Origin of the sequence: Plantactinospora sp. KLBMP9567 (assembly GCF_033446045.1) — a bacterium.
Lineage (GTDB): Bacteria > Actinomycetota > Actinomycetes > Mycobacteriales > Micromonosporaceae > Plantactinospora.
In genome coordinates, this window is record NZ_JAWQRR010000026.1 from 85,097 (window position 1) to 100,547 (window position 15,451).

The 15,451-nt window shown below is 71.5% G+C and carries 11 protein-coding genes and 1 pseudogene; 6 read left to right on the forward strand and 6 right to left on the reverse strand.

The genetic code is table 11. The annotated features are described in order from the left end of the window. Positions 1 to 7: 7 nt before the first annotated feature. Positions 8 to 724 carry a hypothetical protein gene (locus tag R6Y94_RS21005; protein WP_318397586.1) on the forward strand — a complete coding sequence of 239 codons (717 nt, stop codon included), beginning with the start codon at positions 8 to 10 and terminating at the stop codon, positions 722 to 724. A gap of 159 nt (positions 725 to 883) precedes the next feature. On the opposite strand, the gene R6Y94_RS21010 is transcribed toward R6Y94_RS21005, so the two are convergent. Continuing rightward, a complete protein-coding gene (locus R6Y94_RS21010; RefSeq protein ID WP_318397587.1) occupies positions 884 to 2,149 on the reverse strand; it encodes a M14 family zinc carboxypeptidase in 1,266 nt (421 codons plus the stop codon). 252 nt (positions 2,150 to 2,401) lie between these two features. On the opposite strand from R6Y94_RS21010, the gene R6Y94_RS21015 reads away from it, so the two are divergent. After that, positions 2,402 to 2,626, forward strand: a complete 225-nt coding sequence (locus R6Y94_RS21015; protein WP_318397588.1) for a hypothetical protein — start codon at positions 2,402 to 2,404, stop codon at positions 2,624 to 2,626. Between the two features lie 510 nt (positions 2,627 to 3,136). Here the strand turns inward: R6Y94_RS21015 and R6Y94_RS21020 are convergent. After that, the gene (locus R6Y94_RS21020; RefSeq protein WP_318397589.1) at positions 3,137 to 5,032 is read right to left on the reverse strand and encodes a serine hydrolase; all 1,896 of its coding nucleotides are present in this window, start codon (positions 5,030 to 5,032) and stop codon (positions 3,137 to 3,139) included. Positions 5,033 to 5,190: 158 nt separating this feature from the next. On the opposite strand from R6Y94_RS21020, the gene R6Y94_RS21025 reads away from it, so the two are divergent. Both R6Y94_RS21025 and R6Y94_RS21030 read left to right on the forward strand, forming a co-directional pair. Further along, complete coding sequence (locus R6Y94_RS21025) at positions 5,191 to 7,008, forward strand: glycoside hydrolase family 3 protein (protein WP_318397590.1); 1,818 nt, start codon at positions 5,191 to 5,193, stop codon at positions 7,006 to 7,008. A gap of 15 nt (positions 7,009 to 7,023) precedes the next feature. Continuing rightward, positions 7,024 to 7,089 (forward strand): annotated as a pseudogene (locus tag R6Y94_RS21030) (ATP-binding cassette domain-containing protein); the annotation flags it as partial. A gap of 47 nt (positions 7,090 to 7,136) precedes the next feature. Here the strand turns inward: R6Y94_RS21030 and R6Y94_RS21035 are convergent. Beyond that, complete coding sequence (locus R6Y94_RS21035; RefSeq protein WP_318397591.1) at positions 7,137 to 7,790, reverse strand: hypothetical protein; 654 nt, start codon at positions 7,788 to 7,790, stop codon at positions 7,137 to 7,139. Positions 7,791 to 7,902: 112 nt separating this feature from the next. After that, entirely contained in the window at positions 7,903 to 8,676 is a 774-nt protein-coding gene (locus R6Y94_RS21040; RefSeq protein ID WP_318397592.1) for a hypothetical protein, read from the reverse strand. Between the two features lie 71 nt (positions 8,677 to 8,747). On the opposite strand from R6Y94_RS21040, the gene R6Y94_RS21045 reads away from it, so the two are divergent. Beyond that, a complete protein-coding gene (locus tag R6Y94_RS21045) occupies positions 8,748 to 9,929 on the forward strand; it encodes a DNA recombination protein RmuC (RefSeq protein WP_412102826.1) in 1,182 nt (393 codons plus the stop codon). Between the two features lie 192 nt (positions 9,930 to 10,121). Next, positions 10,122 to 13,394, forward strand: coding sequence for a S8 family serine peptidase (locus R6Y94_RS21050; protein WP_412102827.1), 3,273 nt, complete (start codon positions 10,122 to 10,124; stop codon positions 13,392 to 13,394). Between the two features lie 492 nt (positions 13,395 to 13,886). Here the strand turns inward: R6Y94_RS21050 and R6Y94_RS21055 are convergent, their stop codons facing one another. Both R6Y94_RS21055 and R6Y94_RS21060 read right to left on the reverse strand, forming a co-directional pair. Next, positions 13,887 to 14,333 (reverse strand): hypothetical protein, encoded by a 447-nt coding sequence (locus R6Y94_RS21055; RefSeq protein WP_318397595.1) that lies wholly within the window; start codon positions 14,331 to 14,333, stop codon positions 13,887 to 13,889. Between the two features lie 55 nt (positions 14,334 to 14,388). After that, a complete protein-coding gene (locus tag R6Y94_RS21060; RefSeq protein WP_318397596.1) occupies positions 14,389 to 15,420 on the reverse strand; it encodes a 4-hydroxy-3-methylbut-2-enyl diphosphate reductase in 1,032 nt (343 codons plus the stop codon). Positions 15,421 to 15,451 lie beyond the last annotated feature (31 nt).

The following is a 15,451-nucleotide window of genomic DNA, read 5'->3' on the forward strand; positions in this document are numbered from 1 at the left end:
GCACCTCATGCGCTTCGCCCGGCTGGCCGGCCTGTCCGGCATCGGTTTCGTACTCCTGCTGCTCGGCGGAAACCTGGTGCTGGTCTCGGCCGGCTTCCCAAACCCGTCCGATGCGGTGGGGTTCGACGAGATAGCCGCGGTCCACGCCGACGAGTCGGACGCACTCCGTCTCACCTCCGCCCTGCTGCCCACCGCCTGGTTGCTGGCCACCATCTTCGCCGCTGGAGTGTTCGCCGCGCTGTGGCGCCACGACCGGGTGCGGGGCGAGGGCTGGGCCATGGTCGGCCTCGCCGGCATTCTCATGCAGTGCGTCGCGTTCACCAGCGTGGGGGCGTCCCGGCTGGCCGTGGCCACGGCCGCGCCCCACGACCCGGGCGCCGTGGCCGGGCTCTGGGGCCTGCACAACGCACTCTTCGGCTTCAACCAGATCTTCCTGGCGACAGCCCTGCTCGGTCTCTCCGTCAGTGGTCGGCGGGCCGGCCTCGGCACCCGCTGGCATGCCGCCGTCGGTGTGCTCGGCGCGGCGCTGCTCTTCCTCGCCGCGACCACCAGCCCGTACGGCACCGACGGGGTCAACCCGCTCTCGCTGTTCGGCCTGGTCGGCTGGCTCCTCTGGCTGATCTGGATCGTGGCGTACAGCCTGCTCCTGATCCGGGGCGCCGATCGACCCGCACAGGGCCACGCCGTCGCCGGCGGCCTGTCACCGCACCCGGTGAGCCACTGACCGCCACCTGTGCCTCGACGGCAGGCGCGCTCCACGCGGCGGTTCGGTGTGGCGTCCCGCTGTGCAGCAGCAGGCAATCGGTCGGAGCGCCGCTGGCGTCCCGGCCGCCCCCACGGGAGGCCGGGACGCCAGTTCGTTCCGGTCGTCAGCTCCGCCTCGTCAGTCCTGCGGGACGTTCATCCGCTCCGGAATCGACTCGTAGCGCTCCGGGTCGATGCCGGCCAGCGTCCCGTCGGCGACGGCGTCGATGATGCCGAACATCCCGACCTCGATCTGCTTGTTCAACATGCCGTTCTGCTTCTGGCTCCAGGACTGCGTCTGCCCCCGCGTCTCGAACAGGATGGTTGCGCTGCCCCGGAGGGCGAACGAGCCCAGTGCGGTACCGGGCAGGTTCGTGTCCTGCGGATAGCGCGTCACCTTGCTCTGCGGCGAGTTCCCGCCCTGCATGGCGTCGTACGCGGCGACGTTGATCCGCCGGGACGCGTCGTAGTCGAACTTGGGCCAGTTGCCGTGCTGTGCCGGGTCGGTGATGAAACGCCCCGAGATGGAGAGCGTGGTGAAGTCGTCCATCCCCTCACCGGTGTAGCAGGGTGCCTGGTTGTGCAGGTCGACGAAGACGTCCACGGTGCCGAACTCCCGCTCCAGGCCACGGTAGACCTCGCGGACGGTCTGCGCCTCGTGGGTCACGTACCAGCCGACCGAGGCGCTGTTGCCGGGGAAGTCGCCCGGCTGGGGAACGTAGTCGAGGTCCGGGTTGAAGTCGCGGTTCACGTCGAACCCGCCGAGCCGGGAGTTGTAGTTCCACGCCGGCTGGACCCCCGCCAACTGCGGGAAGTCGGCGACGACATCGTCCCAGCTCGTCGCGTTCTGCCGGGTGTCCAGCTCGCCGCCGTCGGCGTTGAGCCTCGGCACGGCGACCACGGTGACGGCCTTGCGGATCTCCGCGGAGCGGGCCGAGTTGTCGCCCAGCTTCTTGAGCGTCTCCAGCAGCGCGACGGTGCCGTTCATCTCGTTGCCGTGGATCTGGCTCTGGATCAGGACCACGGTGTCGCCCTCGCCGACCCGGGCGGTCCAGATCTCCCGCCCCTGGTTGGAGTGACCGGCGACGTCGACGGCGACCTTGCCCCCGCTGGTCTGCTCGATCTGCGCAAGGCTGCGCCGCAGCTCGTCGTGGCTGATGAAGCCCTCGACCGGCTTGTTGCCGGTCTCCGTCCCGCAGTGCGACTGGAGGGGCTGGGCGGCGACCGGCCCGCTGGTCATCGCGACCGCCCCCGGTACGCCGACGAGCAGGGCGGCGGCCACCGCGAGGCGGCGCTTGAGCGGGCTGACGGCCGCGTCGGGTCCGGACGATGACGCGGCGGCGCCACCTGCGACGGATCGCGTGGCGGCTGGCTGACTACTGTGGCGGGACAACCTCGATGACATGCGCTGTACCTCCGATGGGGTGGGGGTCCGGCGTGACGCGGTCATGTCGGACACAGATTGATCTTGCTGCACCGAGCCGCAGCCGAAGCCGGCGGAAACAGTGAGAAATGTCCGCCGCGCCGTACGGCGGGTCGATGTAACGAAATCCGACCAATTTCGCTACGAATACGTTCCTCGACCTGCGCCTACCAGGACGGCAACCGCGAGGCGCTGTCGCTGGTCGCGACCGCGTTCCCCGACCGCGCCGACACCGTGACCGAGACGATCGACGCCATCGGCGAGGGCAGCCAGGCCAAGACGACCCGGGTCGACGGCGTCGGGGCGGACGCGGTGGCGTACACGGTCGACGGCGCCCGGGTACTGGCCTTCGCCGTGCCGTACCAGCAGGAACTGCGGTTGGTGGTGCTCTCCGGCTCGTCGGTCATTGCGCAGAGCAAGTTCGCCGCACTCGGCAAGCAGGTCGCCGCCCGGCTCTGAACCGGCGCGACATCAGTCCGAGCCGGCGAGGCGCCAACGGTGGGCGGGAGCAGGAGGAACAGGTCTCTTCTGATCGCTGTCCGATCGGCCTCGCTGAGACGAGTGGGACGCCTTCCTGGCCGGCGCCAAGGACGGCGAGTTCGATTCCGACAGCAGCCTGCGGCGAGAACCGTCCGTGCCTCGTCATCGGTACGCGCCCAGCCCGCCGCGTCGAACAGCGCCCGCGCGATGGTGGTACGCATCGACCGGCGGAGTTGCAGGTGCGACTCGGGCAGGACCGTACCGCGCAACCTGCTGATCTTGTGACACATGTACCGGGACACGAACTGCGACAGATGTCATCGGACTGAACAGTTCGCCGCGCCCCAACTCGCCAGGAATCTTGGACGGCGGCCGGGAAGGGCACGGCCGGGAAGGCGGCGGGCGGCGGCGAAGTGCCCGTCATCCCGATCTGACCCACGCCGAGGCCGTTCCCTGCCGATCCACCGGCAGCGGCGAGCCGGCCCCGGACTAACGACTCGACGGGGTCCAGCCGGTCGGGACGAAGCGGGTCGCGTCGCTGCCCTCGCCGGAGAAGAGCAAACCGTTGGTGCCGACCACGAGCAGGCCGTCGACGTACACGCCGCGGCCCCGGGAAGTGCCGTCGGTGGTGTAGCTCCAGCGCAGGTCGGTGGTGCCGGCCGGCAGTTCCGCGAACGCCTGCCACCAGCGCCGGCCGCCGTAGCCGGTGACCGAGCCCTCGGCGGTCCACCGCCCGGTCGGACCGACCAGGGTCACGTCGACCGGTGCCCAGGTCTCCCCGCCGTCGGCCGAGGACCGGAAGTGCAGCAGGTCGTAGCGCGGCTCGGTGTCGTACCAGAGTTGGAAGCTGGCCACCGCCGCGCGGCCGGCGGCGCGGCGCAGCGGCGCGCTGAGCGTGACGCTGCCGCCGTCGAGGTCGTCCGCGCGCCAGGCGGTGCCGCCCATCGGTGGCCGGACCGGAGTCGCGTACGCCAGGTCGCGGGCCAGCGCCCGCCGGGCCACGTTGTTGCTGCCCCAGTTCCGGTCCGGGTGTACCCGGTTGGTCAGCAGGATCAGGAAGGTGTGCGACAGCGGGTCGACCACGATCGAGGTACCGGTGAACCCGGTGTGCCCGAACGCGACCGGCGAGGCGAGCCCGGACATGTACCAGTGCTTGTGCAGCTCGACCCCGAGCCCCCGGTCGCTCTCCGGATAGCGGCTCTCCAGGCCGGCGTTGTAGTTGACCAGCATGTCCCGCACGGTCGACTCGCGCAGGATCCGGGCGCCCCGGTATTCGCCGCCGTTGAGCAGCATCTGGCAGAAGATGGCCAGGTCGGCGGCGGTGGAGAAGAGCCCTGCGTGCCCGGCCACCCCGCCGAGTGCCCAGGCGTTCTCGTCGTGCACCTCGCCCCAGACCATCCCGCGGTTCGCGTACGGCTGGTATTCGGTGGCGGCGATCCGGTGCCGGAGCGCCGGTGCCGGGTTGTAGCCGGTGTCCACCATCCGCAGCGGCCCGGTCACCTCGGTGGCGACGAGTTCCTCCAGCGGGTGGCCGGTCACCCGCTCCACGAGTACGCCGAGCGCGATCAGCCCGAGGTCGGAGTAGACGTACTGGTTGCCGGGGCTGGCACCGGCGGCGAACGGGGTGGCCAGGGCGGCCGCCTCCCGCTCCTCCGGGGTCGGGTAGCTGCTCCACAGTGGCGCGAACGCGGGTAGCCCGCCGGTGTGGGTGAGCAGCATCCGTACGGTCACCGCCTCCTTGCCGCCCGCGGCGAACTCCGGCAGGTAACGCACCACCGGCGCGTCCAGCTCGACGGTGCCGCGCTCGACCTGGCGCAGCGCCACCACGGTGGTGAAAAGCTTGGAGATCGAGGCGAGGTCGAAGATGGTGTCCTTGCGCATCGGGATCTGCTGGTCGGGTGGCAACTCGACACCGACCCGCCCGGGTGCCGGCCCGACCTCGCTGTACTTCACCGCCGCGCCGACCGCCTCGTGCCGGACCACCACCCCGTCCTTGGCGGCCAGCAGCACGGCTCCGGCGTACGTCGGGAAGGTCGGGTGGTCCGGGGTCGGCCTCAGGTACGCCTCGGCGTCGGCGCGCAGCCGGTCGACGTACTCGGGCAGCAGGCCGACCTCCTGCGGCCGGCCGGCCCGCAGCGTGCGCCGGGCGAACCGGACGTCGCCGGGCTCGACGGTCGGCGGCCCGCTCTGCCAACCTCCGCTGCGGCCCCCGGGCACTGCCTGGCCCACCTTGGGACCGCTCACCGCCTGGCCGACTTTCGGGCCGGCGGTCGCCGGGTGCGGTACGGCCAGGGCCGTGACCAGGACCACCGTGCCGACTCCGGCGCCGAGAAGTCCGGTGCCGATCCTCCGACGACGCATCGCCACCACCTCCGTGCCGGTCATCGACCATCCCGTCAGCCACGGCTCCTGTCGACCACGACTCTCGTCGACCACGACCAGAATGAAGGTTTCCTTCGCCATTGGCAATAACACAGAAGCTTCTTGCCCCTCACCCCGGGGGCGACTAATTTACAGAGTCGGATGAATCACCTGGAGGTGCCATGCGGACCCGGCTACTGGCAGCAAGCGTCGCGATCGCCCTGCTCGCCGCCGGCGGCGCCAGCCCGCCCGCCCAGGCCGCACCGTCCACCCGCGGCACACCGTCCCCGGTGGACCGGCTGATCGCCCGGATGAGCCTGCCGGAAAAGGTCGGCCAGCTCTTCGCCACCTACGTCTACGGCGGCTCCGCCACCGCGCCGAGCCCGGCCGACGCCACCGCCAACCGCCAGGCGTACGGAGTGGACACCGGTGCCGAGGTGGTCGCGAAATATCACCTCGGCGGGGTCATCTACTTCTCCTGGTCGCACAATCTCGACTCACCCCGGCAGATCGCCACGCTCTCCAACGGGCTGCAGGCGAGCGCCGCCGCCAACGGTCCCCGGATCCCGCTGCTCATCTCCACCGACCAGGAGCACGGCATCGTGCAGCGGCTGCCGGCACCGGCCACCCTCTTCCCCGGCAACATGGCGCTCGGCGCCGGGCGCAGCCTGGTCGACGCGTACACCGCGGCCCGGATCACCGGGCGGGAACTGCGGGCGGTCGGCATCGGGCAGGCGTGGGCGCCGTCGGCCGACGTCAACGTCAACCCGGCCAACCCGGTGATCGGGGTACGCTCGTTCGGCTCCGACCCGCTGCTGGTGGCCGGGATGACCGCTGCCCAGGTGGTCGGCTTCCAGGCCGGCGCCGGGGTGAGCGTGGCCGCCAAGCACTTCCCCGGACACGGCGACACCCGGGACGACAGCCACACCGCGCTGCCGGTGATCCACCACACCCGGGACGAGTGGCAACAGCTTGACGCCCCGCCGTTCCGGACCGCCATCGCGGCCGGAGTGGACGCGATCATGACGGCACACATCGTCGTACCGTCGCTGGACGGCTCCGGCGACCCGGCCACGCTCTCCGCGCCGATCCTCACCGGACTGCTCCGGGATCAGCTCGGCTTCCGGGGCGTGGTGGTGACCGACTCGCTCGGCATGGCCGGGGTACGCCAGAAGTACGGCGACGACCGCGTTCCGGTACTCGCCCTCAAGGCCGGCGCCGACCTGCTGCTGATGCCGCCGAATCTGGACCTGGCGGTCAACTCGGTACTGGCCGCCGTCGCCTCCGGGGAACTCACCGAGGCCCGGATCGACCAGTCGGTACGCCGGCTCCTCACCCTCAAGCAGCGCCGGGGCGTACTCGACGGGGTGCCGCCGGTCGACCCGGCCGCTGCCGAGCGGGTGGTCGGGCAGCCCGCCCACCAGGCCGAGCTGCGGAAAATCACCGATCGTACCGTGACCGCCGTGCGCAACGACGCCAAGCTGCTGCCGCTGCCGGAGGCCGACCGGTCGGTGCTGGTCACCGGCTGGAACTCCAGCGCCTTCGACAACGTCGGCACCCTCGCCGCCGGGCTGGCCGCCCGGGGCAACCGGACCAGCGCGCTGCCGACCGGGCTGCCGAACGACGCGAAGATCGCCGAGGCGGTGGCCGCCGCCCAGGCCAACGATCTGACGGTCGTGCTGACCCAGAAGGCCTTCGACACCACGGTCACCGACCCGTTCGCCCGGCAGCAGAAGCTGGTGCACGCGCTGGCCGCCACCGGCAAGCCGGTGGCGGTGGTCGCGGTGCGGGACGCGTACGACGTCGGGCACTTCGACGACGTGCCGACCCAGCTCGTCACGTTCGGCTACACGAAGGCGTCGATGGAGGCGCTGACCCGGGTACTCGCCGGAGAGGTCGCGCCGCGCGGCAAGCTCCCGGTCAGCGTGCCGGACCCGGCCGACCCGGCGACGGTCCGCTACCCGTACGGCCACGGCCTCACCTGGCGGCTCCGCCGCTAACCGCACGGCGGCCAGGTCACCGGGATTGTCGGCCGGAACGGAGCCGGCAAGTCCACCACCATGCGGATGATCGTGGGCTAGACCGGCTGACTGAGCGCTGACCGGGCCGCCGGAGGACGGCGACCGGCTCAGAACTGGAACGGCCAGTCGCGCAGGAAGCGCAGGCCGAGCAGGAACGCGATCACCGCCGGGCCGACGGCCAGGGTGACGGCCTGGGCCCGGTACTGGATCCGGTGCCGGAGCAGTTCCAGCCCGTTGGCCAGGATGATCACGCCGCCGACCATCATGAAGACGCCCCACCAGCCGGTCGAGCCGAAGTCCAGCGCGTCGTTGACCAGCAGCAGGAACGTCACTCCGAGCGCGGCGGTGTTCAGCGCCAGCATCGCAACGGTGCGGTGGAACGCCCGGGGCAGCGGATCCGGCGACCGCCAGAAATAGGTGCCGGCGACGGCCAGCGCCGGCAGACTGATCATGAACGGCCAGCCGCGCCCCATCACCCCCAGCATCAGCATCGCGCCGACCGCGAAGACCAGGCCGCCGACGCAGGCCAGCAGGTATCCGACGAACGCGCGCCCGCCGCCCCGGGCCAGCAGGGGTCCGCCGGACGCCGCGATCAGGGCTCCGGGCACCAGCACGAAGCCGGCCCACCAGTGGAACCGGTCGATCGACTGTGCGGTCACGGTCACCACCACGACCCCGAGTCCCGCCACGGCCAGGCTGGTCAGCCAGCGTCCGGCAATCACCGGCCGGCGCCTCCCCACGGTCTCCACGTCAACGCTCACAGTTGACGACTCTGCCGGCTGGCCCTCGCAAGGACCATCCCGTCAGCCCTACCATCCGCCGGACGGTTAGCCCTAAGACCGGACAGACCCCCGGGACAATCCGGTCGTACCGCTAAAAGTCTCCACCGCCACCGAAGTCTCCGCCGCCGAAATCCCCAGCACCGAATCCGCCTCCGCCGAAGTCTCCGGCACCGGGATCCCCCGCCCCGCCCGCGTCGCCGTAGTCCGCGCCGTCGGCGAAGCCCTCCTGGTAGCCGGCGTCGGAGCCGTACCCCGGGTCGGCGAAGGCGGGCGAGAAGAGTGCGTCGGCGATCAGCACGCCGCCGAGCACCCCGGCACCGGCCGCCAGGCCGGTCTTCCACCACGGCGTCGAATACCAGCCGGCCGGCACCGGCCGGCCCTGCATCCGCCCACCGGGGTAGTAGTAGGGCGTCCCCGCCCCCGGGGCCGGCCCGGCCCGGAACGTCTCGCCCTGGACCTGCACCTCCCGGGGCACGGTGACCGCACCGACTCCCCGGGCGGCGGCCAGCGGCGGCAGTTCCGGCCCCGGATCGATGCCGAGCGCCACCCGGGCCGCCCGGACGTACGCCAGCCCCTCCAGGGCGGTCTCCCGGGCCAGCTCGTACTGCCGGGCGCTGCGCGCCTGTTCGAGCTGGGCACCGGCGGCGTTGTAGCGCTCCCCGGCGTCGGCCAGCGCCTGCCGGACCGCCGGCTCGGCACCGTGCAGGTTCATCAGCTGCCCGCCCAGCCGCTCGTACCAGCGACCGGCCTCGGCCCGCGCATCGGCGAGTTCCCGGGCCTGCCGGGCGGCGCGCTCGTGACGCCACCAGAGCACCCCGCCGCCGACCAGCACCACCAGCAGGAGGAACCAGATCACCTCGCCCATCACCCCACGGTACCCACCCGCACCGGCGAGTACCCGCGCCGCTGCGCCGGGCGCCTGGCATGCTCTGTGAGGTGGACCTCTCGACCGTGGCCGTGGTGATCGTCTGCCTCGTCGCGGGCGGGGCGATCGGCTGGCTGGCCGCCACCGCGCGGTCGACCGCCGAGATCGCCCGGCTGGACGCGACCCTGCGGGCCACCCGGGACGGCGAGGGCCGGCTGGAGCAGTCGATGCGGGCGCTCTCCTACGAGGCGACCGCGCAGTCCCAGGAGGCGGTGGCCCGGGCGGTGGCGCCGCTGCACGAGACCCTGCGCCGCTACGAGCAGCGGGTCGCCGAGCTGGAGCACGACCGGGTCGACGCGTACGCCGAGCTGCGCGAGCAGGTCCGTTCGATGACGGCGGTCTCCGGCGAGCTGCGTACCGAGACCAAGCAGCTCGTCGCCGCGCTGCGCGCCCCGCAGGTACGCGGCCGCTGGGGCGAGCACCAGCTCCGCCGGGTGGTGGAGGCGGCCGGCATGCTGGAGCACTGCGACTTCGCCGAACAGGTGACCGCGGCGACCGAGCACCAGGTGGTCCGCCCCGACCTGGTGGTCCGGCTGCACGGCGGCCGCTCGGTGGTGGTGGACGCGAAGGCACCGTTCGACGCGTACCTGACCGCCATGGAGGCCCGGGACGAGCAGGGCCGGGACCGGCACCTGGACGCGCACGCCCGGCACCTGCGGGCACACGTCGACGCGCTGGCCGCCAAGTCCTACTGGGCCGCCTTCGACCAGTCCCCGGAGTTCGTGGTGCTGTTCGTGCCGGCGGACCCGTTCCTCGACGTGGCGCTGCAACGCGACCCGACGCTGCTGGAGCACGCGTTCACCCGCAACGTGGTGCTGGCCACCCCGGCGACCCTGGTGGCGCTGCTGCGTACCGTCGCCTACTCGTGGCGGCAGGAGGCGCTGGCCCGCAACGCGGTCGCGGTGCACGCGCTGGCCCGCGAGCTGTACGGCCGGCTCGGCACCCTCGGCGAGCACGTCGCCAAGCTCGGCGGGGCGCTGGGCGGGGCGGTGACCGCGTACAACCGGGCGGTGGGTTCGCTGGAGGCCCGGGTACTGGTCAGCGCGCGCAAACTCGCCGAGCTGGGTGTGGCCGGCGACGACCTGCCGGTGCCGCCGCAGGTGGAGACGGCACCACGCCAGCCGCAGGCGCCCGAGCTGGTCGATCCGCCGACGGGGCGGCAACTGGAGATTCCCCGGTCACCCCAGCTCTGACCGTCCGAATCGGAACCGGCGTTCAGCCGGTCATCGACACCGATCCGCCCAGCTACCGCGCCGATCGGTCCACTCAGATCACGGGGTGGTCACAACGCGGAGCGCGATAGTGACAGGCATGTGCACGGCGACCGAGGATTCCGGTCACGTGTGCCCTGCGCTGCAGGGCCTGTTCTCCCGAAGGACATGAACGTGAGTAGATCCCGTGCCTGGCGCCGACGGACCTCCGCCGGGGTACTCGCCTCGGTCGTGGTTCTGAGCGGCCTGACCCTGGCCACCGGTGCCACCCCGGCGAGCGCCGATCCGACCGCCGCTCCCGAAACCCTGAAGTCCGATCCCGCCGACACCCTGGGCCCGCGCGACCTGGAACTGCTCGCCGAGGCGAAGTCCCGCAAGGAACCGCGGGTGACGCTGCTCATCGCGGCCGACAAGGGCCGGTCGGCCATCGTCGTCGCCGGGCTGCGCAAGCTCGGCGGCATCATCGCCAAGCGGGCCGACCAGGTCGGTTACGTCCGCGCCAGCGTACCCACCTCGGCCGTGCCGGCCGCCGCAGCGCTGCCCGGCGTCATGGCGGTCGACCTGGACGACAAGGTCAAGCTGCCAGAGCCCGAGCCGACCCCCACGCCAGCCCGGGCACAGGCGCGGGCCAAGGCGGCGGTGACCGGTCCCGGAGCCGACACGCCGGCCCGGAACCCGTACATGCCGACCCACGAGATCGGGGCGGTGGACTTCAAGACCGCGCATCCGAGCTGGGACGGCCGGGGCGTCACGATCGGCATCATGGACACCGGGGTCGACCTGGACCACCCGTCGTTGCAGACCACCTCGACCGGCGAGCGCAAGATCGTCGACTGGTTCACCGCCACCGACCCCATCTTCGACGGGGACGCCACCTGGCGGATCATGCGCGACCAGGTGACCGGCCCGAGCTTCAGCTACGCGGGTGCCACCTGGACGGCGCCGGCCGGGACGTACCGGATCAACCGGTTCGCCGAGTCCATCACCGCCGGGAGCGCCCCGGCCGGTGACATCAACCGGGACGGCGACACCGCGGACCTGTTCGGCATCCTCTACGACCCGACGAGCCACGACATCCGGGTCGACGCCAACGGCAACCGGGACTTCACCGACGACCCGGTGATGCGCCCGTACGCCGAGCGCTACGACGTGGGCCACTTCGGCACCGACAAGCCGGACACCCCGGTACGCGACCAGACCCCGTTCGTGGTCGAGTTCCGCGAGGATGTGGACACCACCCCGGCCGGCCTGCCGGGCGCGTACGACTTCGTCAACATCGGGGTGGTCGAGGACGCGCACGGCTCGCACGTCGCCGGCATCACCGCCGCGAACGACATGTTCGGCAACGCCAACCTGGACGGTGGTGCGCCCGGCGCCAAGCTGGTCTCCGCCCGCGCCTGCACCTGGGGCGGCGGCTGCACCTTCGCCGCACTCACCGACGGCATGGTCGAGTTGGTGGTCAACCGTGACGTGGACGTGGTCAACATCTCGATCGGCGGCCTCGGGGCGCTGAACGACGGCAGCGACCTGCGCGCGGCACTCTACAACCGGATCGTCAACGAACTCGGTGTGCAGCTCGTCTTCTCGGCCGGCAACTCCGGACCCGGCATCAACACCATCGGCGATCCGTCCACGGTCAGCAACATCGTCAGCGTCGCCGCCGGGATCAGCCAGGAGACCTACCTGGCCAACTACGGCTCGGAGACCCGCACGCCGTACCAGCTCCTCTACTTCTCCTCGCGCGGCCCGCGTGAGGACGGCGGGTTCAAGCCGAACATCACCGCACCGGGGTCGGCGATCTCCACCACCCCGCTCTGGCTGCCGGGCAACCCGGTGGCCGAGGCGGGCTACCCGCTGCCGCCGGGCTACCAGATGATCAACGGTACGTCCATGTCCGCCCCGCAGGTGACCGGCGGCATCGCGCTGTTGCTCTCGGCGGCCAAGGCGAACCGCAAGCTGGTCACCACCGCCGCGCTGCGCCGGGCGATCTACTCGTCGGCGTCCTGGATCGACGGGGTACCGGCGCACGGCCAGGGCAACGGGCAGCTCAACGTACCGGCCGCCTGGCAACTGCTGGCCGGTGCCGCGCTGGAGACCCGGGGCTACACTGTCGACGCCCCGGTCTGCACGCCGCTGGCGGACCTGCTGGCCACGCCGTACCGGGGCACCGGCATCTACAACCGGTGTGCCGTCGGCGCCGGCGGGCAGAAGCCGAACGTGGCGAAGACCTACAAGGTGAAGGTGACCCGGAACAGCGGCCCGAAGGGCACCGTCCGGCACGACCTGCGCCTGGTGGGCAACACCGGCAACGTCTTCGACAACCTGCCGGCGCACCTGGACCTGCCGCTCGGCAAGACGGTGACGTTCAGCGTCGAGGCGAAGGCGGGCGTCGGGGCGCACAGCTCGATCGTCGAGGTCGACGACCCGGCGACCCCGGCGGTGGACTTCGAGTTCATGAACGTCGTGACGATCGCCGAGGTGCCGAAGAAGAAGAACTTCTCCTTCTCGGCCGGCGGCAACGTGGACCGCAACCTGTTCACGACGTACTTCGTCACGGTGCCGGAGGGTGCCGGATCGTTGCAGGTCAACCTGACCGGCATCGCCCCCGGCTCGCAGACCCGGTTCATCGCGATCAACCCGTGGGGCATCCCGGTGGACAGCACCGTGAGCACGGCCTGCTTCACCAACTTCTCCGACGTGGCCGCCTGCAAGCCGGACGAGCGGTCGTACGACAACCCGATCCCGGGCGTCTGGGAGATCGAGGTCGAGTCCCGGCGTACGTCGCCGCTGCTCGGCAACCCGTACCAGATCCAGGCCCGGGTGCAGGGCGTCGAGGTCACCCCGGACGAGACCGAGCTGCTCAGCGTGCAGGCCGGGGAGCCCACCCCGGTCGACTGGGAGCTGACCAACCAGTTCGGTCCGGTCGTCGTCACCGGCTCGGGCGGGCCGCTCGGCAGCACCGTGGAGGCGCGGCCGAGCATCGGGCACCACGAGGTGCTGACCTACGAGGTGGCGGTCCCGGCCGGGGCCAGCCGGCTCGACGTGGCGATCGGCAACACCAGCGACGCCGGTGCCGACCTCGACCTCTACGTCTACAAGGACGGCGTACGGGTGGCGTTCGACGCCGACGGTGACTCGGAGGAGTCCGTCTCGCTGGCCAACCCGGCGGCCGGGACCTACCAGATCGAGGTCGACGGGTACTCGGTGCCGGCCGGTACCACCCAGCTCGACTACCGGGACGTGTTCTTCTCCCCCGCCCTCGGCAACCTGTCCGTGCCGGCGACCTACGAATCGCTGGCGTACCAGGACACGACGACCATCACCGGTTCGGTGACCGCGCTGACGGTTCCGGTCGCCGGCCGGCAGCTCTCCGGCCAGATGCAGGTCGTCACCGTGGACGGTGCCGTGGTCGGCAACGCCCTGGTGAAGGTCGACGCGGTGAACTGAGTTCTACGTTCAACTGAACCGATCGGGGTCCGTCCCAGCCTGGGACGGACCCCGTTCGACGTCTGGCGTCACTACCGGCGCCTGGCCCGGGCCAGCAGGCGCGGCTGGCGCTCGTGACCGCCTTCCGGAATGACCGGGTCGGCCTGATGGTGTACCTCTGCGCCCAGCTCGCCCGCGCGCTGCGGGAGCTGCCCGACGTCCATCCCGCGTTGCTCGCGGGCCAGATCCTCTACTGGGGTACTCCAGCGCCGCTGACCGACCTCCCCGAAATCCTGCGGGCGGCTGCAACGGCAGGCATATCTGCGCTGAGCGTGATACCACGAGGTCATCGTGATGACATGGTGGTATCACGCTCAACCGGCATATGCCTGGCCGAGGACGGCCCCAGCGCTTTCCGACAGGCGCCCGTAGTGCCCCGGGGGCAGGCTGCGACCGCTCGGAACAGCTCGGCGGCCTGCCCGGTCGCTCGGCGGCCAGTCGGTCGCTCGGCGGTCAGCCCCTCGTTGCGCTCTGCACCTGGAACGGGGTGCCCTGCTGGCAGGTGGTCATCAGATCGGGACGTACCTCGCCGACGACCGTCACCCGGGCTCCGGCGGCGAGCACGTCCCGAGGGCCGCCGACCAGCAGATAGCCGTCCAGCAGCAGGCAGTTGGGTTCGACCCCGGCCTGGACCGTCCCGCGCAGCGTGGTCGTACCGCTCGGCGCCGCCCCGCCGGACGGTGGTCTGGTCGGAGCGGTCGGATCCGCGCTCGGACCGCCGGGGCTGGTCGGACCGGGGCCGGACGGACCAGACAGGCTGGACGAGGCCGGGTCTGGCGAGGGGGACGCGGTCACCGGACTTCCTCCCGATCCGTTCGGCGGCGTCGAGCCGGAATCCGCGCACGCCCCGAGGGCCAGCCCAGCAGCCAGCACCGCGCCGACCATCCACCGCGTCGTCATGGCAGATTCGACGCGTACGCCGGGCCGCCCGTTCCGCGCCACGCCGCCCGGCCGGTCAGCCGTTGGCGGCGCTCGCCGCGAGCGGGCTCTCCTGCTCGGCCGCCGCCTTGGCCGCCGCGGCCTTCATGTCGCGCCTGAGGTCCTGCGGCAGCGAGAAGGTCAGCCGCTCGTCGGCCGTGGTCACCTCGGTCACGTCGGCGAAGCCGCGCGCGGCGAGATGGTCGAGCACCTCCGTCACCAGGTCGTCGGGGACGCTCGCCCCGGAGGTCACGCCGATCGTGTTCGCCCCGGCCAGCCAGTCGTCAGAGATCTCCGAGGCGTAGTCGACCAGGTAGCCGGCCCGCGCGCCCGCGTCCACCGCCACCTCGACCAGCCGTACCGAGTTGGACGAGTTGCGCGAGCCGACCACGATCACCACGTCACAGTCGGCGGCGATCTCCTTGACCACATGCTGGCGGTTCTGGGTGGCGTAGCAGATGTCGTCGCTGGGCGGCGACTGGAGCAGCGGCAGCCGGCGCTTGAGCCGGGCGACGGTCTCCATCGTCTCGTCCACCGACAGGGTCGTCTGGGAGAGCCAGACCACCTTCGACGGGTCCCGTACGGTCACCTTGTCGGCGTCGTCCGGACCGTCCACGAGCTGGATGTGCGTGGGTGCCTCCCCTGAGGTGCCGATCACCTCTTCGTGCCCCTCGTGACCGATGAGCAGAATGTCGTAATCGTCCGCCGCGAACCGCCGGGCCTCGTGGTGCACCTTGGTGACCAGCGGGCAGGTGGCGTCGATCGCCTTCAGCGAGCGGGCCTTCGCCTGCTCGTAGACCTCCGGCGCCACGCCGTGCGCCGAGAAGATCACGATCGACCCCTCCGGCACCTCCTCGTTCTCCTCCACGAAGACGGCGCCCTGCCGCTCCAGGGTGGAGACGACGTGCTTGTTGTGCACGATCTGCTTGCGCACGTAAATCGGCGCCCCGTAGAGCTTGAGGGCCTCCTGCACGGTCTGCACGGCACGGTCGACGCCGGCACAGTAGCCGCGGGGCTTGGCCAACAGGACACGCTTGCCGGTCTGGGGTGTCGCCTGAGCCTCGGTCACCCGCCCAGTCTACGTTCCGCCCGTGGTCCCG